Source organism: Allobosea sp. LC85 (genome assembly GCF_000735605.1).
Lineage (GTDB): Bacteria > Pseudomonadota > Alphaproteobacteria > Rhizobiales > Beijerinckiaceae > Allobosea.
In genome coordinates, this window is record NZ_JPKG01000054.1 from 144,928 (window position 1) to 167,243 (window position 22,316).

At 65.3% G+C, this 22,316-nt stretch carries 27 protein-coding genes and 2 pseudogenes; 17 read left to right on the forward strand and 12 right to left on the reverse strand.

The genetic code is table 11. The features are described from left to right. Nucleotides 1-58 precede the first annotated feature (58 nt). The 5 genes and pseudogenes from FG93_RS24115 to FG93_RS24140 all read left to right on the forward strand — a co-directional run bounded on the left by FG93_RS24115 (nucleotide 59) and on the right by FG93_RS24140 (nucleotide 3,269). The gene (locus FG93_RS24115) at nucleotides 59-334 is read left to right on the forward strand and encodes a hypothetical protein (protein ID WP_043239402.1); all 276 of its coding nucleotides are present in this window, start codon (nucleotides 59-61) and stop codon (nucleotides 332-334) included. A gap of 14 nt (nucleotides 335-348) precedes the next feature. Next, the gene (locus tag FG93_RS24120; protein ID WP_052514132.1) at nucleotides 349-723 is read left to right on the forward strand and encodes a phasin family protein; all 375 of its coding nucleotides are present in this window, start codon (nucleotides 349-351) and stop codon (nucleotides 721-723) included. 18 nt (nucleotides 724-741) lie between these two features. After that, nucleotides 742-1,014: a hypothetical protein gene (locus FG93_RS24125; RefSeq protein ID WP_043239490.1), complete on the forward strand. Its 273-nt coding sequence runs from the start codon at nucleotides 742-744 to the stop codon at nucleotides 1,012-1,014. Between the two features lie 726 nt (nucleotides 1,015-1,740). Further along, nucleotides 1,741-2,658: pseudogene (gene adh / locus FG93_RS24135) on the forward strand (aldehyde dehydrogenase); the annotation flags it as partial. A gap of 203 nt (nucleotides 2,659-2,861) precedes the next feature. Then, entirely contained in the window at nucleotides 2,862-3,269 is a 408-nt protein-coding gene (locus FG93_RS24140) for a DUF779 domain-containing protein (RefSeq protein ID WP_052514133.1), read from the forward strand. A gap of 134 nt (nucleotides 3,270-3,403) precedes the next feature. Here FG93_RS24140 and msrA read toward each other — a convergent pair whose 3' ends face one another. Both msrA and msrB read right to left on the reverse strand, forming a co-directional pair. After that, a complete protein-coding gene (gene msrA, locus FG93_RS24145; RefSeq protein WP_052514134.1) occupies nucleotides 3,404-4,156 on the reverse strand; it encodes a peptide-methionine (S)-S-oxide reductase MsrA in 753 nt (250 codons plus the stop codon). Nucleotides 4,157-4,290: 134 nt separating this feature from the next. Beyond that, on the reverse strand, nucleotides 4,291-4,776 hold the full coding sequence (msrB, locus tag FG93_RS24150) for a peptide-methionine (R)-S-oxide reductase MsrB (RefSeq protein WP_043239493.1): 486 nt from the start codon (nucleotides 4,774-4,776) through the stop codon (nucleotides 4,291-4,293). Nucleotides 4,777-4,940: 164 nt separating this feature from the next. Here msrB and FG93_RS33330 point away from each other — a divergent pair, with 164 nt between their 5' ends. Together FG93_RS33330 and FG93_RS24155 are read left to right on the forward strand one after the other, a co-directional pair. After that, complete coding sequence (locus FG93_RS33330; RefSeq protein WP_200878152.1) at nucleotides 4,941-5,090, forward strand: hypothetical protein; 150 nt, start codon at nucleotides 4,941-4,943, stop codon at nucleotides 5,088-5,090. Further along, nucleotides 5,090-5,392, forward strand: a complete 303-nt coding sequence (locus FG93_RS24155) for a HigA family addiction module antitoxin (protein ID WP_043239495.1) — start codon at nucleotides 5,090-5,092, stop codon at nucleotides 5,390-5,392. Before FG93_RS33330 ends, FG93_RS24155 begins: the two co-directional genes overlap by 1 nt. A 186-nt stretch (nucleotides 5,393-5,578) precedes the next feature. Here the strand turns inward: FG93_RS24155 and FG93_RS24160 are convergent, their stop codons facing one another. Then, complete coding sequence (locus FG93_RS24160) at nucleotides 5,579-6,319, reverse strand: SDR family oxidoreductase (RefSeq protein ID WP_043239627.1); 741 nt, start codon at nucleotides 6,317-6,319, stop codon at nucleotides 5,579-5,581. A gap of 112 nt (nucleotides 6,320-6,431) precedes the next feature. Here FG93_RS24160 and FG93_RS24165 point away from each other — a divergent pair, with 112 nt between their 5' ends. After that, entirely contained in the window at nucleotides 6,432-7,325 is an 894-nt protein-coding gene (locus tag FG93_RS24165) for a LysR family transcriptional regulator (RefSeq protein ID WP_043239497.1), read from the forward strand. A gap of 149 nt (nucleotides 7,326-7,474) precedes the next feature. On the opposite strand, the gene FG93_RS24170 is transcribed toward FG93_RS24165, so the two are convergent. Continuing rightward, nucleotides 7,475-7,672 (reverse strand): hypothetical protein, encoded by a 198-nt coding sequence (locus FG93_RS24170; protein ID WP_152579600.1) that lies wholly within the window; start codon nucleotides 7,670-7,672, stop codon nucleotides 7,475-7,477. A 117-nt stretch (nucleotides 7,673-7,789) separates the two neighbouring features. Beyond that, entirely contained in the window at nucleotides 7,790-8,434 is a 645-nt protein-coding gene (locus tag FG93_RS24175; protein ID WP_052514135.1) for a UdgX family uracil-DNA binding protein, read from the reverse strand. Nucleotides 8,435-8,995: 561 nt separating this feature from the next. On the opposite strand from FG93_RS24175, the gene FG93_RS24180 reads away from it, so the two are divergent. The 4 genes from FG93_RS24180 (at nucleotide 8,996) to FG93_RS33670 (ending at nucleotide 10,417) form a co-directional block, all read left to right on the forward strand. Beyond that, the gene (locus FG93_RS24180; RefSeq protein ID WP_043239500.1) at nucleotides 8,996-9,280 is read left to right on the forward strand and encodes a hypothetical protein; all 285 of its coding nucleotides are present in this window, start codon (nucleotides 8,996-8,998) and stop codon (nucleotides 9,278-9,280) included. A 173-nt stretch (nucleotides 9,281-9,453) separates the two neighbouring features. Further along, nucleotides 9,454-9,990, forward strand: coding sequence for a hypothetical protein (locus FG93_RS24185; protein WP_043239502.1), 537 nt, complete (start codon nucleotides 9,454-9,456; stop codon nucleotides 9,988-9,990). A gap of 31 nt (nucleotides 9,991-10,021) precedes the next feature. After that, nucleotides 10,022-10,201, forward strand: coding sequence for a hypothetical protein (locus FG93_RS24190; protein ID WP_043239504.1), 180 nt, complete (start codon nucleotides 10,022-10,024; stop codon nucleotides 10,199-10,201). Between the two features lie 9 nt (nucleotides 10,202-10,210). After that, nucleotides 10,211-10,417 (forward strand): hypothetical protein, encoded by a 207-nt coding sequence (locus tag FG93_RS33670; protein ID WP_081881801.1) that lies wholly within the window; start codon nucleotides 10,211-10,213, stop codon nucleotides 10,415-10,417. 128 nt (nucleotides 10,418-10,545) lie between these two features. Here FG93_RS33670 and FG93_RS24195 read toward each other — a convergent pair whose 3' ends face one another. Next, the gene (locus FG93_RS24195; RefSeq protein ID WP_043239506.1) at nucleotides 10,546-10,782 is read right to left on the reverse strand and encodes a hypothetical protein; all 237 of its coding nucleotides are present in this window, start codon (nucleotides 10,780-10,782) and stop codon (nucleotides 10,546-10,548) included. A 40-nt stretch (nucleotides 10,783-10,822) separates the two neighbouring features. Beyond that, a complete protein-coding gene (locus FG93_RS24200; RefSeq protein WP_043239508.1) occupies nucleotides 10,823-11,059 on the reverse strand; it encodes a hypothetical protein in 237 nt (78 codons plus the stop codon). 252 nt (nucleotides 11,060-11,311) lie between these two features. Here FG93_RS24200 and FG93_RS24205 point away from each other — a divergent pair, with 252 nt between their 5' ends. Next, the gene (locus FG93_RS24205) at nucleotides 11,312-11,836 is read left to right on the forward strand and encodes a hypothetical protein (RefSeq protein ID WP_052514141.1); all 525 of its coding nucleotides are present in this window, start codon (nucleotides 11,312-11,314) and stop codon (nucleotides 11,834-11,836) included. Between the two features lie 123 nt (nucleotides 11,837-11,959). On the opposite strand, the gene FG93_RS24210 is transcribed toward FG93_RS24205, so the two are convergent. The 5 genes and pseudogenes from FG93_RS24210 to FG93_RS24230 form a co-directional block, all read right to left on the reverse strand. After that, nucleotides 11,960-13,513 carry an arylsulfatase gene (locus tag FG93_RS24210; RefSeq protein ID WP_161783878.1) on the reverse strand — a complete coding sequence of 518 codons (1,554 nt, stop codon included), beginning with the start codon at nucleotides 13,511-13,513 and terminating at the stop codon, nucleotides 11,960-11,962. A 196-nt stretch (nucleotides 13,514-13,709) separates the two neighbouring features. Further along, nucleotides 13,710-14,648 (reverse strand): formylglycine-generating enzyme family protein, encoded by a 939-nt coding sequence (locus FG93_RS24215; protein WP_043239509.1) that lies wholly within the window; start codon nucleotides 14,646-14,648, stop codon nucleotides 13,710-13,712. A 541-nt stretch (nucleotides 14,649-15,189) separates the two neighbouring features. Then, nucleotides 15,190-15,531, reverse strand: a pseudogene (locus FG93_RS24220) (ABC transporter ATP-binding protein); the annotation flags it as partial. A gap of 177 nt (nucleotides 15,532-15,708) precedes the next feature. Continuing rightward, nucleotides 15,709-16,908 carry a mandelate racemase/muconate lactonizing enzyme family protein gene (locus FG93_RS24225; protein WP_244448716.1) on the reverse strand — a complete coding sequence of 400 codons (1,200 nt, stop codon included), beginning with the start codon at nucleotides 16,906-16,908 and terminating at the stop codon, nucleotides 15,709-15,711. Beyond that, a complete protein-coding gene (locus FG93_RS24230; RefSeq protein ID WP_081881811.1) occupies nucleotides 16,905-17,651 on the reverse strand; it encodes a GntR family transcriptional regulator in 747 nt (248 codons plus the stop codon). Before FG93_RS24230 ends, FG93_RS24225 begins: the two co-directional genes overlap by 4 nt. A 98-nt stretch (nucleotides 17,652-17,749) precedes the next feature. On the opposite strand from FG93_RS24230, the gene FG93_RS24235 reads away from it, so the two are divergent. From FG93_RS24235 to FG93_RS24250, 4 genes are all read left to right on the forward strand, one after another. Beyond that, complete coding sequence (locus FG93_RS24235; protein ID WP_043239513.1) at nucleotides 17,750-18,787, forward strand: succinylglutamate desuccinylase/aspartoacylase family protein; 1,038 nt, start codon at nucleotides 17,750-17,752, stop codon at nucleotides 18,785-18,787. A gap of 32 nt (nucleotides 18,788-18,819) precedes the next feature. Then, complete coding sequence (locus tag FG93_RS24240; protein ID WP_043239515.1) at nucleotides 18,820-20,358, forward strand: ABC transporter substrate-binding protein; 1,539 nt, start codon at nucleotides 18,820-18,822, stop codon at nucleotides 20,356-20,358. Nucleotides 20,359-20,465: 107 nt separating this feature from the next. After that, on the forward strand, nucleotides 20,466-21,410 hold the full coding sequence (locus FG93_RS24245; protein ID WP_043239518.1) for an ABC transporter permease: 945 nt from the start codon (nucleotides 20,466-20,468) through the stop codon (nucleotides 21,408-21,410). A 2-nt stretch (nucleotides 21,411-21,412) separates the two neighbouring features. Then, a complete protein-coding gene (locus FG93_RS24250) occupies nucleotides 21,413-22,276 on the forward strand; it encodes an ABC transporter permease (RefSeq protein ID WP_043239519.1) in 864 nt (287 codons plus the stop codon). Nucleotides 22,277-22,316: the final 40 nt, after the last annotated feature.

Below are 22,316 nucleotides of genomic sequence, written 5' to 3' on the forward strand. Positions count from 1 at the left end.
GCTGCCGCCGGAGAGCGACGGTCAAGGCGACGCTGTGATCCTCAGTCGGGAGACCGCCATGACTCACGAACAAAGCCCGCCGCCCAGCGCCCTCGCACGGCGCCGCAGCTTCATCCTCGGCCGCAGCCGTGACGGCAGCTGGATCGTCCGCGAGATCGGCGGCTTCGTCGCAGCCACCTTCACCAATCGCAGCGAGGCGATCCGCTTCGCCCAGTCCGAGAGCGGCCATCGACGGGGCGCGGTCGTCCTCGGGCCATTTGCCGGCGTCCGCGCCGGACAGCTCGAGGAACTTGTTCAACGCAGCAGCCGGCCTGAGCAGCCGCAGCCACATTGAGAGGAGACACGACCATGGATGACATGCCGAAAAGCCTGATGGAACCGTGGCAGGCATCTCTGGCCGCGGTCGCCAGGACAAACCGGCTTGCCCTCGACAATTTGCAGAAGCTGAGCACGCTGCAGAGGGGCGCGCTACAGACCTATATGGAGCTGGGCTTCGCGCGCCTGAAGGCCGCCGCGGATATCAAAGACGCACAGGACCTTGTGGCTTTCCAGGCCGGCCAGATCGAGGCCACGATGAGCCTGACCGAGACGCTGATCAACGACGGCAAGGCGCTGGCCGATCTCTGCGCCGGCATCATGGCCGAGTGCAGCACGTTGCCCAAAGATCTCGTCGGCCGACCGCCAATGCCTTTGCGGGCCCAGCCCCCGCGCAAGGCCGCTTGAGCGCGCTCCGGCGACTTGATGGAGCGCCTGATCGCTGCACGGTTTCTGAGGAAGCGGAGGTCGACCATGCCACCGAGCGGCATCGCGTATCGTCTGGAGATTGCTGAGGCGCGGGCGGCGTTCGACGTCGCCTGGTCCCAGATCGAGAGCCATGGATTGATCATCATGGGTACCGAGGCGAGCCGGAAAGAATGGCTCGCTCGTATCGTCCAAGGGCTTTTCAAGGCGCGGCCAGGCCAGGATGTCGCGCGGCTCGCCCTTCGGCAATTCTTCGCGACCGTTCCAATGTGAACCAGGCGAGCGCTACTGCAACCCACATTGTAGCTGAACCGGGGGCAGCCCTCCCCCAAACTGGCCCGGCTCCCCGAGAGGGGCGCTGGGCCCTCTTAATGGCGGCGGTGTCTATCGCGCGGGTCGACGCCTGGAGGGCAGGGGCGCAGCGGCGGCCTCGATCCGTTCCAGCGCCGGGACGACACAAGCGGCGACGAGCGCCGTGGTCGGTGCGGCCAGCAGGCCCGCCTGCTCCCTCGTCATATGCGGGAGAGGGCGTGCCAGCCCGGCGAGATAGTCCGCGAGTACCCGCCGCATGGTTAGGGGAATTTCAAGCGATTGATCGACCGTGTGAAGATCAGGTCGCCAAGCTGCCAGCGCATCGTCTGCGCCGGAAAGGCACCGCCCGGCTCGCGCGCGGGTGAAAGCTCGATCATCTCGGAGACGTGCTGTCGCCACGCCTCGAACTGTTCGGACGCCGGAAGGTCATGCGTCGAAAAGACCTGTCCGGCGGGTACTTCTGCGTTTGCGCCCACACCACCAGACGAGTCACCTAGCATAACGTTCCCCCAGCTCGACCAGCGGCGGCGCAATTGCTCGATTCCATAGCCACCAAGGCCGCGGCCCTGGCAATATCTTTGCTCTCGAAGAGTAACGCCGCCTGGAGACGGCGGATGAGCCGCAGACACACTTGGCGACGGCCAGTGTGCCTCGACCGTCAAGGCCCTTGCGACCCTTCGCCGGGGGGAGCTGATCGCCGACATCCTGCCGCCGGGCGTCCTGAACATCGTCAACGGCTTCGGCCTGGAGGCCGGCAAGCCGCTCGCCTTGAGCAACCGCATCGCCAAGATCGCCTTCACCGGCGAGACCACGACCGGCCGTCTGATCATGCAATATGCCAGCCATAACCTGATCCCGGTGACGCTGGAACTCGGCGGCAAGTCCCCGAACATCTTCTTCAAGGATGTGACGCTCGAGTATGACGATTTCTTCGACAAGGCGATCGAAGGTTTCGTCATGTTCGCGCTCAACCAGGGCGAAGTCTGCACCTGTCCCAGCCGCGCGCTGGTCCATGAGAGCATCTATGACCGCTTCATGGAGAAGGCGCTGAAGCGCGTCGAAGCGATCAAGCAGGGCGACCCGCTCGATGCCGCGACGATGATCGGTGCGCAGGCCTCCTCCGAGCAGCTCGAGAAGATCCTGAGCTATTTCGACATCGCTCGGCAGGAGGGCGCCGAGGTGCTGATCGGCGGCGCGCGGAACGAGCTGCCGGGTGATCTGGCGGGCGGTTATTGCGTCCTGCCGACCGTCCTGAAGGGGCACAACAAGATGCGGGTCTTTCAGGAGGAGATCTTTGGGCCGGTGGTCTCCGTCACGACATTCAAGGACGATGAAGAGGCGCTCTCGATCGCCAATGATACGCTCTACGGCCTGGGCGCCGGCATCTGGACCCGTGATGGCAACCGCGCCTACCGCTTCGGCCGGGCGATCCAGGCGGGCCGGGTCTGGACCAACTGCTACCACGCTTATCCCGCGCATGCGGCCTTCGGCGCCTACAAGCAGTCCGGCATCGGTCGCGAGAACCACAAGATGATGCTCGACCACTACCAGCAGACCAAGAACATGCTGGTGAGCTACTCCCCGAAGAAGCTCGGCTTCTTCTGAGGAAGCTCGGCTTCTCCCTGAAGAAGCTGGCTTCTCCCTGAAGAAGCTGGCTTCTTCAGATGCGTGCCCGCCCCTCCACGGGCACTGGCCCGGCACGCCCTCAGCGAAGACGTTGCTGCGGGCGTGCCGGGATGTCCTGCGAGCTGCATTGCCCGGAACGGGCGAGCGGAACGTCATCGTCCCACGCCCCCGGGAGCTTCGGTATGAGCGAGCAAGCCATCGAGCAGGTCCAAGCCATCGAGCAGGTAACCGCCACTCCGGCTGCCTTGCGCCTGATCGCGCGGCTGCAGGCCGAGCACGGAGCCATTCTGTTTCACCAATCGGGAGGCTGCTGCGACGGCTCCTCGCCGATGTGTTATCCGCAGGGCGACTTCATCGTCTCCGACCATGATGTGAAGCTCGGCGAGGTTGGCGGCGCTCCGGTCTATATCAGCGGATCGCAATTCGCCCTCTGGCGCCATACCCAGCTCATTATCGACGTCGTCCCTGGGCGGGGCGGGATGTTCTCGTTGGAAAACGGCACCGAGCAGCGGTTCCTCACGCGCTCGCGTGCCTTTTCCGGCGAAAAGATGTGCCGCCTCGATGGCGGGATGGTCAGCTCGGCCGGCTGAGCCGGAGCCGACCGCGCAACCCTCCGATCAGCTTCGTACCTTGGCCGACCCGGCCCGACCTTGCGGCAAGCAGGCTGGATACGCCTTGCGGGTCCGTTCCGTTCGCCCGTGCGCAGCCCGACTGCCGCGCTCCTTCAGTTGGAGAGACCGGTCTTGGCGACGAGGGCCGGGTCGGGGCGATAGAGCGCGGGATACAGGCGCTTCAGGCTCGCGATCTTCGGCAGGTCGTTGATCACGATATAGGGGTGGTTCGGGTTCTTCGTGAGGAAATCCTGATGATAGGCCTCGGCCGGGTAGAAGGGCCGGTCCGGCTCGATCCTGGTCACGATCGCCGCGTCAAAGGCCTTCGCCTGGTTGAGCTGCGCGATATAGGCCTTGGCGATCCTGGCCTGGTCCGCGTTGGTCGGGAAGATCGCCGAGCGGTACTGGGGGCCGATATCGGGACCCTGGCGGTTGAGCTCGGTCGGATCATGCGCCGCCGAGAAATAGACCTGCAGGATGCGCGCATAGCTGATCTTGCGCGGATCATAGGTGATCTGGACCGCTTCGGCATGGCCGGTGCGGCCCGAGCCGACCTGCTCGTAGCGGGCGGTCGCCTTCTCGCCGCCGGCATAGCCGGAGACGGCGTTGCTGACGCCGTCGACATGCTGAAAGACGCCCTGCACGCCCCAGAAGCAGCCGCCGGCCAGGACTGCGACTTCGGACGTGGCTTGCGGGGCCGGTTCAGCAGCAGACAGGGCGGGGATCGCGCGGGGCGCATTCTCGGCGGCCGATGGCGAAATCCGCAAGCCGAGACCGGCGAGCCCGATCAGCGCCAGCGCGGCGAGGGCAGGCCGGCCATAGCGCGCGACGGGCGATCCGGCGGTCTTGTCGAGTGGATGGTTCATGTCCGATCTCCCTGTTCAGCCGAAGGTGAAGGCATAGGCTTGAGACGAAGGGCAGGACAGGCAGGGTGCTGGGCTGACGATCGTCAGCACACAGCCGGGATAGGCGGAGCAGGAACAGGGTCATCGCTGCGCTCTCAGGCCGCCGCCGGCTTGAAGGTCATCGAGACGCCATTCATGCAGTAGCGCAGGCCGGTCGGCCGCGGACCATCGTTGAAGACATGGCCCTGGTGGCCGCCGCAGCGGCTGCAATGCACGCTCGTGCGCTGCATTCCGAGCGAGTTGTCCGTCTCGGTGTCGACCGCCTTGTCCAGAGGCGCCCAGAAACTCGGCCAGCCGGTGCCGCTGTCATATTTCGTTGTCGAGGAGAAAAGCGGCTGGTCGCAGCCGGCGCAGGCGAAGTCGCCGCGGCGCTTTTCGTTCAGCAGCGGGCTCGTATAGGGGCGCTCCGTGCCGCTCTGCCGCAGGACGGCGTATTGTTCGGGCTTGAGCAGGCGGCGCCATTCGGCGTCGGTATGGGTGACGGGAAAAGTCCCCGCGGAACGCGCGATGAGTGCCAGCAGGGGCGATGATGCCGCCGCCAGGCCCGCGCTTTTCAGCAGGATATGGCGTCTCGTCATCATCGTGCTGGTCTCCCGCTCCGGAATGGGGCCTGGTTCCGGAACAAGCTAGTGACGGGACCGCTATTCTTCCACGGGCATGGCGATCGCCGCGCGACCATGTGATCGGCGCGTGATGTCGCAATCCCATTCAGGTCGACCATCGCGATGGGGCGTGACAGGATGCCGTGAGCGGTCTGGCATTGTATCCATGGGGAGCGCAACGCGCCGGCCACAAGCCAGTCGGGCTCACGGTCACGAAAAAAAACTGGCGAATGACGTTTCGCATCAACGAGGTCGGCGCGATCGAGGATATCGATCTGGAGGATGATCACTGATGGCCATCAAGCTTCACCCGAGCTTCGCCGTCCATCCCGGCGAGTGGCTCAAGACCGAGTTCGTCCTGCCGCATGGGCTGAGCGTAACCGTCACCGCGGAGAAGTTGGGCGTAACCCGTCAGGCCATGAGCAATCTTCTGAACGGCAAGGCAGGCTTGTCGGCCGAGATGGCGATCCGCTTCGAGAAGGCATTCGGCCTGCGTGCCGATACGCTGCTGCGGATGCAGGCGGCCCATGATCTCGCCGAGGCCAGGGCCCATGAAAGCGATATCAAGGTGCAGCGGATCGCGGTGGCAGCCTGAGGCCGCGCTCTCAGGGGCGGCTCCTTGTGATGGGCTGATCGGGGCAGGTCACGATCCGGGGCCTGGCTGAACGGCGGGGCCCGGCCATGCCGGCCCACGTGGCGTGGGGGCGCGGCGAAGGGCTGGGGAGGTCGGAGCGCAGCCCAGCGGCTGTTCAACCGTTGAACGCGGGATGGGCGGGCGGGATCAGATGATCCCGCCATTGGCCCGCAGCGTCTGGCCGTTGATCCAGGCGCCGTCCGGCCCCGCCAGGAAGGCGACGGCATCCGCGATGTCCTTGGGCTGGCCGAGGCGTTCGAGCGGGGCGAGCTTCGCGAGGCGGTCGATCACCTCCTGCGGCTTGCCGTCGAGGAAGAGCTTGGTCGCGGTCGGGCCCGGCGCGATTGCGTTGACGGTGATATTCCGGCCGCGCAGCTCCTTGGCGAGGACGCTCGTCATCGCCTCGACCGCGGCCTTGGTCGCGGCATAGACGCCATAACCCGGCTGCAGCAGGCCGACGACACTGGACGAGAAATTCACGATCCGGCCGCCATCGCGCAGTCTCCTGGCGGCTTCGCGCAGGGTGTTGAAGGTGCCCTTCAGATTGACCGCGATCTGGCGCTCGAACAGGGCGTCGTCGCTGTCGGCGATATTCGCAAGCGTCATGATGCCGGCAGTGTTGATCAGCACGTCGACGCCGCCGAAGGCGGCCTCGGCACTGTCGAACATGCGGCGCACCGCCTCGACATGCGCGATGTCGGCCTGGGCGGTGACGGCGCGGCCGCCAGTGGCTTCGATCCGGGCGACGAGCGCCTCGGCGGATGCGGCATTGCCGGCATAGTTCACCACCACGGTGAAGCCATCCCGGCCGAGCCGTTCGGCAACCGCTGCGCCGATGCCGCCTGAGGCGCCCGTCACGATCGCGACCCTGCTGCTCTGGTTCGTCATGGTCTTTCTCCTTGGCTCGCCGCCAATGACCGCGGCTGTGAGGAGAGAATGGACGTTCCCTGTTGCGAGATAATCGGCCATTATCCGGCATCACTGTTCGAACAGGCGAATAATGGATCGCTTCGATGCCATGCGGGTCTTCACCCGGATCGTGGAGCGCCGCAGCTTCACGCAGGCCGCCGAGGATCTCGGCCTGCCGCGCTCATCGGTCACTGATGCGGTCAAGGGGCTGGAGGCGAGGCTTGGCGTCCGCCTGCTGCAGCGGACGACCCGACAGGTCAGCCCGACGCTCGACGGCGAGGCCTATTATCAACGCTGCCTGGCGCTTATCGCCGATCTCGAGGATGCGGAAGGCGCCTTTGCCGGTGCGAAACCGAGCGGCCTCGTGCGGATCGATGTCCATGGCACCCAGGCCCGGCATTTCCTGCTGCCGGGTCTTGGCCGCTTTCTGGAGACCTATCCCGGCATTCGCCTGCATATCGGCGAGGCGCATCAGGCTCTCGACATGGTCCGGGAAGGGTTCGACTGCATGCTGCGGGCGGGAGCGCTCGCCGACAGCCCCCTGATCCGGCGCAAGCTGGCGGAGCTGAGCCGTGGCACCTTCGCAAGCCCGTCCTATCTCGAACGCTTCGGCGAGCCGCGGACGCCGGATGATCTGGAGCGCCATCGGATCATCGGCCTGTTCGCTGCCGACGCGGCCAGCGTCAGCCCGCTGGTCTTCACCGAGCGCGGCCGGGAACGGCAGGTCACGCCGCCTTCCGTGGTGACCGTGACCGGCCCCGAGACGAATGTCGCCTGCGCCTGCCTCGGACTGGGGCTCATCCAGGTCCCGCGCTATCGCGTTGCGCCCGAACTGGCCAGCGGCGCGCTCGTCGAGATCCTGGCGGATTTTCCTCCGACCCCGCTGCCCGTCCACGTGCTTTATTCGCAGGCGCGCCAGCTTTCGCCGCGTGTGCGCGTCGTCATCGACTGGATGGCGGAACAGTTCCGGTCCCGCACCGTCTGAGGCTGATCGGAGCCACGTGGTGGTATCTGGCGAAAGTCTGCGACGGCACGCGGCATGACGCGGACAGAGGCAAGCCTGGGTCCGATCCCATGACCGTAGAACAGGACGTCGGCTGCCGCCGCAGACGGGTACCAGCTGCCGGAACCTCTTCAGCCCCGTTGGCGAAGAGTGCGCAGCTGGCGTTCAAGCAACATCAGCCGGATGCCGTGCTGTTTCTGAATGCGGCAGATGTCTTCGAGCATGGCCATCAATTGTGCCATATTGGCACTGACCGAGACTGGCTCGGACTCGAAGCCAAGCCGCTGAAAGAGGGAGGGATTTTCGACCAGGCGAGGCATGTCCGGCATGGTTTGATCCTCATTTCCGGCGCCCATCGGGCTGTCTTCACGGCCTCGAGCCGTTCCATTTCGGGAATACCTCAGGCCCCGCACGGCGTGCCTCGCAAGAACGCCGCCAGAGCCGGCTCAGCCCGCAGCAGCCCTGGCTGCACCGTCGCGCTCGGACAGGGAGCGGATCTGCCTCAGGTCCGCGACAAAGTCAGCATAGGCCCGTCGCCTGTCATCCTCAGCCGGAATGCGCACCAGGGAGGAGGGGTGCACGGTGATAAAGCCGAGATGGCCGTCGAAGCGCGCTTCTCCGCGCGTCCGTGCGATCGAGAGCGCTTTGCCTGACAGCGCCAGCACGGCCGTGGCGCCGAGCGCGACGACAATTCGCGGCTCGACGAATTCCAGTTCCTTCATCGGCCACCAGCGATAATGCCTGACCTCTCCCGCGGTCGGCCTTTGGTGGATGCGGCGTTTGCCGCGCTGGGCAAACTTGAAGTATTTGACGGCATTGGTGAAATAGCTGCGATCGCGTGCGATGCCGGCTTCCACCATCGCGCGGTCGAGGAGCCGGCCGGCGGGCCCGACAAAGGGGCGGCCCTGCAGATCTTCCTGGTCGCCCGGCTGTTCGCCGACAAAGGCGATCGGCGACCTGATCGGGCCTTCGCCCAGGACCCACTTGGTTGCCCCCGGGACCAGCGGGGCGTCGGCCACCAGCGCCTCGTTGAGAGCCTTGAGCGTCTTCGGTTCGGGGCGCGCCGTCGCGGCCTTGGCTGAAGTGATCATCAATACCCCCGTCGCGTTCAATCGCGTCCACGCCGCAACTTCGGTGTTTCCAGCGAATTCCTGACAGAGCGGTCCGCGAGACAACGGCGGAGCCAGGGCCGGGTTCCACGTTCCCGAGCGGAAAGGACATCATTCTCCTGTCGCCGGCCAATGCGGCGCGCGAACGCCTGGGGGAGAAACTGGCTGATTGAAGAGCTGCATCCCGCGAAACGTCATCCTGGGTGCATGCACTCCTGGGCGCATGGAACACTTGGGGTCTGCGGCGAAAGGGGCGGGAAACCTCAAGATCAGTTTCTGCCGAGATCAGTCTCTTCAAAGACGCTGCCATAGGGGCCATCACGGGCCGGCTCGGAAGCCGATTTCCCCCTGCGCTCATTAACAAATGAGAATGTGCGTTCCCCTCCCGGGGCTACTCTGGCTGGTTGGTTGGGACCGGCGCCAGAGCATCGGACCGAAAAGCGGAATCCGGTTTTCGGAAGAATCCGATGCTCAAACAAAGAGTTAGATCGCCGCTCCTGCGTCCGAACGGACGCACGGCGATCTAAAGCGCGGGAGAGGGTCGTGTTCAGCGGACGGGGCGTTCTGATCACGCGAGCGGGACATCAGCTGCCCCTGAGCTACGAGTATGTCCTGACCGGCGATAATGGCCGCATCGGCCATCTGGTTTGCGACGCCTCCGCCATCGATCCAGCGATGTTTGCCTATCTGATGCGCCTCCGTTGCGAAGAGGGCGTCGAGATGGATGTCATCGTGACGCAGCTCTCGGATCTCGGGCTGGGTTTTGTGGGAAAGTGCATCGCAACGGTCCACCGCAGCGAATGGGAAGCGAGTCAGGGTGCTGAGTAAGGGGATCTCCGTGCGTCTCGCCGGGGGCGACCAGCCACGCTTCCGGCGGGAACAGCCCCGCGCGGTCGGTCGACGGATGTAGCCCCTCTCGCGCGATGCCGCGGAAAAAGCAGGGAACAAGGGTGCGCAGAGCGGGTTCGTCCATGAGTACGATTCAGCGAAGGAGCGGCTTCATGGCAGGCACCCTCATCAGGTCCTACGACAGTTACGGGCAGGCGGCTTTCGTCGTCAGGGAACTCGAGGCTGCAGGAATTCCGGCCGAGCAGATCAGCATCGTCGGCCGGCATGACGCGATCGGGACGGCGGCGGAGGCCGGAGGCATGATCGGCAGCGGGGCCGGCCTGCTTGGAGCCCTGATCGCCTTGCCGATTCCTGGAGCAGGCCCAGTGCTGGCGGCGGGCTGGTTGATTGCAGGCACGGCTCTTGGCGCCGCCGGCGGGGCGGCGGCGGGAAGCCTGATCGGGGTGTTGACGGGCGCGGGCCTCACCGAAAGCGATGCCAACACCGTCGCCGAAATGGTGAGGCGGGGCGGTGCGTTTGTTGCCGTCCGCAGCTCAGGTGGCCTCGCAGCCATTGCGGAGGCCATCATGCGGAGCGGTCGGCCGATTGATCCGGAGCACCGGCGGGCAGCCTACGAACGCGAGGGCTGGAGACGCTTCGATGAGAAGTCGGGCCGAAAGCCTGCCGATTTGTCCGGTGTCGTCTCCTGAGCTGGAGGCGTCGTTTACGAGGAGTATCAAAATGTCCACCAAGACCAGACCCATCCCACCGGAGAACCGCAGCGACAAGGGCCCCGGCGGCAATGCCGCCGAGCCGGTCAACCACCCCGAGGGGCGTCCCCAGGAACGCTCCGACAAGACCGGCCGGCACGCCAATATTCGGCAGAACACGACCAACCAAGGTTACCAGCAGGATCGATAGGAGGCAGCAATGTCCACGTCGAGGAAGATACCGGCCAGCATCCGACAAGGCGGCCCGGGTGCCGCTCACGAGAATGCCAAGGCTCCCTTGGAAATCAAGAAGCCGCCAGCCGAGTCGGATCTTCGGCGACGGAGTACCGTGTCGGGCGGCGGGGGCGAGCGAGACAGCCATCATTCCCGCCTGGCACGGATGAAGGGTGGAAAATCGGATTCCTAGAGCATTTTCGAGCGAAGCGGACACCGGTTCGCGTGAAGAAAGTGCGATAAAACAGAGAGTTGGAGAATTTCCGCGATTCGGGGAAACACGGAAATGCTCTAATCGGGATTTGCCGGCGTCGGGCGCTTTCAGTCTTTTCGCGAGGGGGCAGCCTTTTCGTGAGGGGCAGCCCTCGGGCGCCCGCTCTCCCAGTCTCTCGCGGCCTCCTGCAGGGCCGCGAGTTCGCGCTCCTCGTCCTCGCCTTTTGGCGTTGCCTTGAGCCCGGCAATGCGTTCCATCACGTGCTTGTAGTCCGCGGGCGATTCCAGCTTGATCACCGGAGAGCCGCCGCTGCCCGCACTATCGTGCTTGATGCTCGTCTTCATGAGATCCCTTTGCGATCTGCGGTTGGATTTTGCGGTTTGCTCAGAAGGCGCCGCCCAAAAGCAACAGCACCGCGCCTAGCCCGATGAGGGCCAATCCAGGCCAGTTCCTGGACAGGGCGAAGACCGTGATCCCGGGCCCCGGAGGTTCCAGACTCTGGTGGCTGTCGGGGGCGGGCGATCGGCTGGCCGTGCTCATCGGCCCCTTCCAGACGGCCTTGCCGACCAGCACCAGAATGCCGGCAAGAACCAAAAATGCTCCCAGCCAGATCAACAGCATCAGGAATGCTCCTCACGGCCTCTCGATCACGCTGCGTTTGGACGAAATCGTCCAAACGCAGAAAACCTGATCGACTCTCATCGTTTAGAGCATGCTTGATGCGAAAAACCGTTGCCACTTTTTCGCAGCATGCTCCAGGGTGAACGCTCGGCCCCGGACCTTGTTCCCGATGGCAGCGGCCAGAAGCGTTTGGGGAACAAGCCGGCATTGAAGTTGGTTCATCCCGAGGCCCATCATGCGAGGACGGACCTCATGACACGCACCATAATCCGCTCCTATGACGATCATGCCGACGCGGAGACCGCGATCACCAGGCTCGAAGCAGCCGGCCTGCCGCCAGAGGACATCAGCATCATTCGGTCTCCGACCGCCAGCATCGAGAATGACGCCGGGCGGGGGGCAGAAGTCGGCGGCGCCGTCGGCGCGGGCGCGGGCCTTCTGGCAGGGTTGACGGCGCTTCCCCTGCCCGGCGTCGGGCCGGTTCTTGCGGCCGGGTGGCTTTTTGGCACGCTGGCTGTCGGCACGACGGCCGGCGCCGCGGCTGGCAGCTTGATCGGGGCGCTGACCGGCGCCGGATTGAGCGAGGACGAGGCCCATTTCCACGCAGAAACGATCCGGCGCGGCAGCACGGTGGTTTCGGTCCGCACCTCCGATTCCCATGCCGCGGTCATCGAGAAGATTCTGGACGGAGCCGGTCCGATCGATGCGGATGCGCGCCGCAGCGAATATGAGCGGGCGGGCTGGACCCGCTTCGACGAAACGAAATCGCCCGCGTGACCGCGCGTGGAGGCGACTGCGCGTGGAAGGCGTCGCGAGATCTGAGGAGACTGCATCCGGGTTTATCGCCGGGCCGAACGCTGGTCAGCGCGGCCCGGCGGGGAGTGGTGGCGAGTACCTCGTTCAGTTCCCGCTCGGCAGCGGGATGCTGATGCCTTCCTTTGACAGGATATCGCGGACGCTCTGGAATTTCTGATAGTCGGACAGCGTCATCGGGCCGGAATAGCTCTCGCTCTGCAGCTTGCGCGGCGGATACTGCACATAGGTCTTCATCAGCTTGTTGATGGCGTCGGAGATGGTCACCATCGTCCAGGTGCGCTCGGTGTAGTTGTTCATGAAGATGTCGTAGCGCTCCTGCGGATCCTGCCAGAGGTCGAAGACCTGCGGCACGGTGGCGACATATTTCTCCGCGCCCTTCCAGCCGAGATTGCTATCGACTGCCAGGCCACCGGTCGACGCGCCGTCGTCGCCACGCAGGTTGAAGACGGCCTTGTAGTTGCCGATGCGTGCCGCGCCTGGAGAGAGCTCGTTCTCAGTGAAGTAGAACCACTCGCTGCGTGGCGAGGGACCGGTCCCGAACAGCACCGGCGACAGGTCATAGCTGTCGAACATGATCGGCTGGTTGGCGCGATCCTGCGTTGGCAACCGCACTCCGCCGACCGAGGCGAAGGTCGCCATCAGATCGAGACCGCCAAGGATCTCGTGGTTCTTGGAATTGGGAGCGATCCTGCCCGGCATCCAGGCGATGGCGGGAACACGGTTGCCACCTTCGCGTACCGTGCCCTTGGTGCCGCGGAACGGGGTATAGCCGGCATCAGGATAGACATCCTGCCAGGCGCCGTTGTCGGTGGTGTAGAAGACCAGCGTGTTGTTGGCGCGGCCGGAACTGCGGACCTTGTCCATGATCCGCCCGATGCGGGCGTCGAGTTCGACGACGGAATCCGCGTATTTGCTCTTCGACATCGACTTATGGATGTAGTCGGGATGCGGCATGTTGGGCTGGTGCACCTTCATGAAGTTGATGCTCATGAAGATCGGCTCGGGCGAGTTCGCATTGCGGTCGAGATAGTCTAGGGCCGCCTTTTCGACATAGCCGTCGAAGAAGGGAATGCCGACGACACCTTCGCGCCCGTTGATCACCGGCGTATCGACATATTGGCCGTTGATCTTGAATTCCTCGCGCGCCGGCTGCCCGGCATTGCCCGACAGGGCGCCCTTCGTCACCCGCTGGAACATCGCGCGAAGCTCGGGCGACATGTCCGGGAACCAGGTCGGGTCGGCATAGGTGTAGGCGTTGAGATGATAGAGGCCGCAATACTTCATCTCGTCATAGCCTTGCGCATTGGGCAGCGCGTAGTCGGCCTCGCCAAGGTGCCATTTGCCGGTGAAGAAGGTCTTGTAGCCGCCAGTCTTGAGCACCGATGCCAGCGTCCACTCGGCTGCCGGTAGACCACCGCCCTGGCCCTGGAAGGCCACGGTCGTCATGCCGCTGCGGTTCGGGATGCGGCCCGTCTGCATGGCGGCGCGGCCGGGCGTGCAGCTCGGCTGCGCGTAGAAGGAGAAGAACGTCATTCCCTCCGCTGCCAGCTTGTCGATATTGGGGGTCGGCATGCCGCGGCCAATGCCGCCGCCATAGGGGCCAAGGTCGCCATAGCCTGTGTCGTCGGAAATGATCATGATGATGTTCGGCCGCTGCTGCGTCGCCGGGGCTGGTTGCGTTTGCGCCGCAACGGTCCCGCTGAAGGCCAGCGTCGTCAGCGCCGTCGCTCCGAAAAGCGCCGCGCCGTAGCGCTCCCGCCACGCTCCGAACCTCTCCAGTGCTCTGGCCGTTGAACTGTGATTTGCATCAAGCTGTAGGCAATCCGGCATGACCTCACTCCTCACGCTGCAATGGATCGGACAGTGATCTCCAGACGCATCGAAAACCGACATGGCTGGTCGAGGTGTCGACCGGTTCCGCGTGGCGCGCGGCCGGCCGATAGCGGCGGCAATAGCTGGGGGCGCAAAGGTGCGAGCCACCCTTGATCACCTTGCGTGGAATCCTGATCTCCGGCAGTCCGGGATCGTAGCTTGCGTCCTCCCGCCCGCCGCGCGGGTTCACCGGGATACAGCAGGCCTTGGCCGCGTCGGCCTCATGACGGGCTGAGTACCAGTCCTCGGTCCATTCCCAGACATTGCCGATCATGTCGTGGAGGCCGTAGCCGTTCGGCGGAAAGGCCGTGACCGGCGAGGTGCGCTCAAAACCGTCCTGGTTGCTGTTCTCGTGCGGGAAATTGCCCTGCCAGGTATTCGCGAGATGCCGGTTGCCAGGCGCGAGCTCCTCGCCCCACGCATACTCGGCGCCGTCGAGTCCGCCGCGCGCTGCGAATTCCCACTCCGCCTCGCTCGGCAGGGCCTTGCCGGCCCAGCGCGCATAGGCGAGCGCATCGCTGAAGGTCACGTGGACGACCGGGTGGTTGTCGAGTGCGTTGATGTTGCTCCCGGGGCCGTAGGGGCGACGCCAGTTCGCGCCCTGCATCAGGCTCCACCATTGGCTCCAGTCACGCAGATCGACCGGCCTCGCGGGCGGCGTGAAGACCAGGGAGCCGGCATAGAGCATGTCAGGCTTCGTTCCGGGATAGTTTTTCGGATCGGGCGCGACCTCGGCGAAGGTGACATGTCCCGTTGCCCTTACGAATTCCTTGAACTGCCGGTTGGTCACCGGAGTTCGGTCCATCCAGAAACGATCGACGGTGACGCGATGAGCCGGGGCCTCCTCGGGATAGTGCCGATCCGAGCCCATGCGGAAGGTGCCGCCGGGAATGAAGAGCATGCCTGGCGGCGCTGCTGTTCCCGCGTCAGGAGAACCAAGGAGCGCATCGCCGGATGCCGACGACCCTCGCTCGGTGGTTTCGAGTTTTCGCATTGAACACACTCTTTGGAGAATTGGTTCAATTCTGTTCTAGAGTTTGCAAAGGAAAAAAGACGGAACGAACGGCGGTTGCTTCTAATCAAGGTCAATGGTGTTCAAAAAATAGGATATCATTCTGCGTGTAGCGGATCGTGCAAAAATTCAATTAATTTATAGCGTATTGCATATCGAGATCGACTGGCTGGTTCTAACGATAAGGCGATATTTCTTCATTGTCGTCAAAATTCAAAAAAATATTATGTATTCGCCCCATGCTAAGGCTGTTTTGTGCGTGTGTCTACTGAGTGCGGGCGAGCGTTGGTTCGTCGAAAATGCCTCTTTGCAATGGTGAACCGAGGGCGATGTACGGGAATCCTGCAATCGCTCGATACCCCCCAACCCGAAATCCCGGCGCACCCTTCGTAAGGCAGGGCCAGCTGAAACGAGGGCAGGCGGACGACCGCTAGGACGGGGTGGGCGCGCGCCCGGGCGGCAATTCCAGTCGCCGGGAGATCTGCGACGCCTCCAGAAACGCCTCGTCATGGCTGACGACCACGAGCGCACCGTCATAGGCGCGCAGCCCGGCCGCGACGGCCTCGATCGAGCCGATGTCGAGATGGTTCGTCGGCTCGTCGAGCAGGAGCAGCGGAGGAGGGGTCTTTCCGCCGAGAACGCAGGCGAGTCCGGCACGCAGCATCTGTCCGCCGCTGAGGGACGAGACGTGCTGAAACGCGGCATCGGCCCTGAACATGAAACGGGCAAGCGCCGCCCGGCAGGCATTCTCGTTTGAGCACGGAGCAAGCTGCGCGAGCTGGCCCGAGGCTGTCAGCTAAATGTCAGCTTGCCGGGCGTAAGCTCATGCGAGCGTGGCACATCTTCAGCCCCCCAGCTCTTGTGTCGCGCTTGCTTCGGCCCCGCCGTTTCACATGATCCGGCGGGGCTACGCATGTCGGGGTCTTGCCCGCGCTGCCCCAAAGCTGGCTCAGGCGAAGAGCAGTCCGGGATTCGGCGTGTAGCGGGCGAGCTTGTCCTGGTCGATCGTGACGCCCAGGCCCGGTCGGTCGGGGATCGTCAGCCAGCCTTCGGAATCCAGCACGAAGGGCTCGGCGAGGATGCCGTCGACATAGGGGCTGCCGCCGATGAACTCGACCAGATCCGCGCTCGGGAACGCCGCCGCCATCTGCAGGTCGGCCGCGAGGCCGAGCGCGGTGTTCCAGCCATGGCCGATATATTTCACGCCGAAATCATCGGCCATCCAGGCGATGCGGCGCTGCTCCGAGAGCCCGCCGACCTTGGTGACGTCGGGTTGCACGATATCGACGGCGCCGCGCGCCAGCCAGGGCAGGAAGGCCTGGCGCCGCGTCAGCACCTCGCAGCCGGCGATCGGCACCGGTGAGCACAGCCGCAGCTCGCGATACTCCTCGATCGCGTCGGGGCGCACCGGCTCCTCGAACCAGCCGACATCGAAATCCGCCAGCATCTCCGCGGTGCGCTTGGCCCATTTGAAGCCATGCGGCCAGAGTGCATCGCTGGCGCCGGCATCGACGAAGAGCTTGGCCTTTTCGCCGGCCGCCTCGCGCGCCGCCCGCACGATCGCCTCGTCGAGCCGGGTGTCGAGCGCCCGGCCGAACGGCCCCCAGCCGATCTTGAAGGCGGTGAAGCCCTTGTCGCGATAGGTCGCGATCACCTCGCGCATCGCCGCCGGCTCCTCCATCAGCAGCGAGCAATAGGGCTGGACGCGACGGCGATAGCTGCCGCCGAGCAGCCGCCCGACGCTGAGCCCGGTCGCCTGGCCGAGAATGTCCCAGAGCGCGATGTCGATGCCGCTGATCGTATGGGTGAGCGTGCCGCCGCGTCCCATCCAGAACGTGTTCTGGTGCAGCCGCTCGCTGAGATGATCGGGGGAGAGCGCGTCCTCGCCGAGGAACAGCGGCTCGAGCACCTTGAGCCCGGCCTGCACCAGGCGCCCATCCGTGAACGAGCTGCCATAGCCGATCAGCCCCTGGTCGGTATGGACCGCGATCAGTGCATGGATCGAGTCGTCCGGCCGGATTTCCGCCGACCAGCCGCCCTTGGGGCTCTCGCCGAAAAGCGGCGCGGCCTCGATCCGCGTGATCTTGAAGGGGGGAAGGGCTGCGGGGCGCTGGGTCGTCCTGGCGGAGCTAATCTCGGAAACAGTCACGCTTCGTCCCTTTCTGCGCGGCGGCGGGCGATGATGGCTTCGTAATCCATGGCCTGGTTCATCACGGTGATGTGCTCGTCCAGCGCCGCGCGGATCGCGGCGATATCGCCGGCCTCGAACACCACGAGGAGATCCTGATGCTCCTCGACGACGCCGAGCATCGGCTTGCCGAAGGTCGCCAGGCCGAAAATGATGGTGAACTGCCGTGACAGCGTCTCCCAGAGATCGAGCGTCACGCTGTTGCCGCCGAGCTCGCAGAGCGCGCGGTGGAACAGTGTGTCGGCCGCGGCGACGCCATAGGCATCGTGGCGGGCCGCCATCAGCTCCATTTCCGCAACCGCCTTGCGCAGCGGGTCGAGATGGTGGCCGCGATTGCGCCCTGCCGCCGTCGCCCGCGCCATGGCGCTGGCTTCGAGCGCGATACGGGTTTCGATGAGGTCGGCAACCCGGTCATTCGTCACCGGGCGCAGCCGGATGCCCTTGTATGGCTCGTTGACGACGACGCCCTGGCTCTCGAGCAGCCGCAGCGCCTCGCGCACCGGCACGCGGCTGACGCCGAGCTTGCGGGCGAGCTCGGCCTCGACGACCCGGTCCCCCGGCAGGATCAGGCCGGCGGCTGCACCGGCGATGATCGCCTCGATCGCCTGGTCGACCAGGGTCTGCGGCTGCAGCGGCAGCCAGCCCGTGCCGCGCGATACCGGCCTTGGCGCCTCCGCCCTCGATGTGGTTTTCGTCTGCTGCATCGTCGCCTGTTGCACTTGCCTCGCCCTGCGGCGGTCTCACTTGACTAATCGTAGAATCGTATACGATCATACGATTACAAGAGCAAGGAGGGGTGGGGATGGTGACCGTTGCCGAGAGCCGCATTCGCTGCGAAATCGACCTCGATGCGCCAGGTCGCCAGGTCGGCTACCTGAAGGCGCCGCTCTCGCGAAACACCTCCGGCTGGGGCACGGTCGAGATCCCGATTGTCTGCGTGCGCAACGGTGCCGGTCCGACCGTGCTGTTTACAGGCGGCGTCCATGGCGATGAATATGAGGGTCAGATCGCCATCTCCCGGCTCGCACGCAGCCTGGATGCTGCTGCGATCCAGGGGCGCGTCATCATGATACCGGCGCTGAACATCCCGGCAGTGATGAACGACACGCGGCTCTCGCCGGTCGACAACCGCGACATGAACCGCTGCTTCCCCGGCAATCCGCGCGGCACCTTCTCGGAGATGCTGGCGCATTTCGTCGATGCGGTGCTGCTGCCGCATGTCGACATCTCCATCGACCTTCACACGGCCGGCCATTCCGGCGATTCAGCCCTGTCGACCAACATGCATTACGTCGCCGATGTCGGGCTCCGGGAGCGCACCATGGCGGCGGCCGCGGCCTTCGGCGCGCCCTATAATGTCGTGTTCTGGGGCGTCGACGAGGGCGCCACGCTGACCTCCTCCGTCGAGCGCCGGGGCATTCTCTCGCTCGGGACCGAGCTCGGCGGCTGGGGGCGCGTCAATGTCGAGGGCGTGCGCATCGCCGACCGTGCGCTTCTCAACATTCTCAAGCATTTCAAGCTGATGGAGGGCAGCCCCGACACGCGCCAGCGCGACGGGGCGCAAGCCACCCGCCACATGATGGTCCGCAACGCGGCGGGATACAGCTTTGCGCCATCGGGCGGGCTGTTCGAGCCCAAGAACATCGTCGGCGACATCTGCCGGGCCGGCGAACTCGCCGGGCTGCTGCATTTCGTCGAGGATGTCGACCGGCCACCGATCGAGGTTCGCTACCGGCTCGACGGCGTCCTGTGGATGTCGGCCGGTCCGGGCCGCGTCCAGCGCGGCGACGCCGTGGCTGTGGTGATGGAGGACTACGACGAGACCCGCGCTGCCCAGTGACGTCCTGAATCATCAAAAAGGGGAGATCAGGCATGAAAAAGCACAGCATTCTCGGCCATGCGCTTGCAGCAACCATGCTCCTGGCCATGCCGGCCGGAGCCTTTGCCCAGCAGAAGGGCGGGGACGTCGTCATCGGCATCAGCCAGGCGCCGCCTTCGCTCGATGCGCAGATCACCTCCGCACAGGCCTCACGCAACGTCACCCTGCATGTCTTCGAGACGCTCTATGCCCGCGACGAGAACGCCAGGCCGGTGCCGGAGCTGGCCGAGGGCGTCACCATCTCGCCGGACGGCAAGACCTATGTCTTCCCGATCCGCAAGGGCGTGAAGTTCCATAACGGCAAGGAGCTCGACGCCAATGACGTCGTCGCCTCGCTCGAACGCTACCGCAAGATCGGCGCCTCGCTCGCCCTGGTCTCCGCGATCGACAGCATCAAGGCGACCGGCCCGCATGAGGTCACCATCACGCTGAAGCAGGTGCAGGCGACATTCCTCGACAATCTCTCCTCGCCTCGGGCTCCGCTGGCGATCTATCCGGCGAGCGAGGCCGCGAAGGACGCCGGCAAGATCGAGATCATCGGCACCGGCCCCTATAAATTCGTCGAGTACAAGCCCGACAGCCATGTGAAGCTCGCCCGCTTCGACGGCTATGTGCCCAATCCCAACGGCACGGGGCGCGATGGCTTTGCCGGCAAGAAGGAGGCCTTCCTCGACACCGTGACCTTCCGCTTCATGCCGGAGGGCGGCGCCCGCACCGCAGCGCTCGAATCCGGCCAGATCCAGTTCAACGAGACGGCGGATGGGCCGACCGCCAAGCGCCTCGGCAGCGATCCGCGCTTCGCGATCCACAAGGTCGTGCCCTTCGGCCTCCAGGTGATCAAGTTCAACCATGCCGAGGCGCCGGGCAACGACAAGAATTTCAGGCTCGCCGTCCAGGCCGCGTTGAACATGGACGACATCATGAGCATCGCCTATTCTGACATCAACCAGATGGATCCGAGCTGGCTCTATCCCGGCGCGCCCTTCTACAGCACGGCCGGTAGCGCCAAATACAACAAGGCCGACCTGACGGAGGCCAAGGCGCTCCTGGCGAAATCCTCCTACAAGGGCGGCAAGACCACCTTCATCGTCGACAACCTGCGCGCCAATGTCGACACGGCGACCGTGCTGCAGGAGCGGCTGAAGGAGATCGGCGTCAATGTCGATATCTCGATCGCCGACTGGCCGACGGTCTCGAAGATCGGCTTCACCCCGCAGGGCTGGACCTTCTGGACCCATGGCTTCGGCATCGAGCCTTTCGAGGGGCCGGCCTCCGTCATGGCGCCCTGGGTCAACGGCCTGTCGCAGCAGGCCAAGGATCCCGTCATCGACGAGTTGGCGGCGTCGCTTGGCAGCGAGATGGACGAGGCGAAGCGCAAGGCGCTGTTCGACCGCTTCCAGACCCATATGTACGACAATGCGGTTGCCATGAAGGCCGGCAATTACGGCGTCTTCCAGGTCAGCACCGCCAAGCTGAAGAACTTCAAGCCCTACCGCATCCCGCGCATGTGGGGCGTCTGGCTCGAGCGCTGACAACCGTCGGCGGGCGCGTCAAGCAGCGCGCCCGCCGACCGGTCCGCTGCAAACCGGCCCGCTGCAGGCGGGCGGCGTGACTGCGCCTTCTCCAAGCGGGAGATCTGATGGCAACCTTCATGATCCGGCGGATCGCCAGCGCGATCCTGGTGCTCGCGCTGGTCTCGCTGATGTCCTTCGCCCTGATCTGGCTGGTCCCGGGCGATACGGCGGCGGCCTTCCTCGACGCTTCGGCCACGCCCGAGCAGGTCGCGGCGCTGCGCACGGCGCTTGGACTGGACAAGGCGCTGCCGCTGCAGATGGCGGAATGGTACGGGCGCGTCCTCAGCGGCGATCTCGGGCAATCCGTGCTGCTGAACCGCTCGGTTGCCGGCGCGCTGCTGGAGCGGTTGCCGGTGACGCTCTCGCTCGCCAGTTTCGCGCTCGCCATCGCCATCACGCTCGGCGTGCCCGCCGGAATCGCGGCCGCCGTTTTCCATAATCGCTGGCCGGACCAACTCTTCATGACGACCGCGCTGCTCGGCCTCTCCGTCCCCGATTTCTGGCTGGGACTGGTGATGATCCTCGTCTGCGCCGTCTCGCTCGGCTGGCTGCCGAGCGGCGGCTTCACGGCCTTCGGCAGCGATCCGCTGGGCTGGCTCAGGACGGTGATCCTGCCGGCGTTCACGCTCGGGCTCGTTCAGGTCGGCTTCATCGCGCGCATGGCCCGCGCCTCGATGCTGGAAACGCTGAACCAGGATTTCGTCCGCACGGCCAACGCCAAGGGCCTGTCGCGCTTCTATATCGTGCTGCGCCACGGCCTGCCCAACGCCATGATCCCGATCCTGACCGTGATCGGCATCGTCGCCGGCGCGCTCTTGGGCGGCGCCGTCATCATCGAGCAGGTCTTCTCGATTCCCGGCATTGGCCGGCTGATCGTCGGCGCCATCGCCTCCCGCGACTTTCCCGTGCTCCAGGGCGGCCTGCTCTTCCTGGCGGTGGTCTATCTCCTGATCAATCTGATCGTCGATCTCCTCTACGCGGTCGTCGACCCGCGGGTGAGGCTGTCGTGACCATGACGATCGCCTTTCCCCAGCCGGCCCTGAGCCCGCGGCAGGCCAGCCTGCGCCGGCTCGCCCGCAGCCGCTCCTTCCAGATCGGGGCCGCGATCGTGCTCGCCATCGTCCTGGTCGCGCTGCTGGCCGATGTGCTCGCGCCCTTCGATCCGCTGCGCAGCAACGCCCGCATGCGCCTGACGCCGCCCAACGCCACCTACTGGTTCGGCACCGACCATTTCGGCCGCGACATCCTCTCCCGCGTCATGGTGGGCGCCCGGATCTCGCTCAGCATCGGTGCGGCGACCGTCATTCTCACCGGCCTCTTCGGCACCGTCATCGGCGCGGTCGCAGGGTTCTTTCCGCGTCTCGACAACCCGATCATGCGGCTGATGGATGCGCTGATGGCGTTCCCTTCCATCGTGCTCGCCATGGTGGTCAGCGCCGTGCTCGGCGCCTCGCTGACCAATGTCGTGATCGCCCTGTCGATCGCCACCATGCCCCACACCGCCCGCATCGTGCGCGCCTCGGTGCTGGTCGCGCGCGAGCTCGACTATGTCGAGGCCGCCCGCTCGCTCGGCGCGGGCGAATTGTCGATCCTGTTCCGGCATGTGCTGATCAACGCCATGGGGCCGCTGATCGTCCGGCTGACCTATGTCTTCGCTGTCGCCATCCTCGCCGAGGCCGCGCTCTCCTTTGTCGGCGCCGGGCCGCCGCCGCCGGCGCCCTCCTTCGGCGCGATCATCGCCCAGGGCCGCGACTTCATGCGCGAGGCGCCGTGGATCACGATCTTCCCGGGGCTGGCGATCGTTCTCTCCGTGCTCGGCCTCAACCTGCTCGGCGATGGCCTGCGCGACGCGCTTGATCCGCGCTCGACCATGTAGACGCCGCCATCCCGAAGGCCGGCGCGGAGAGCCGCGCCCG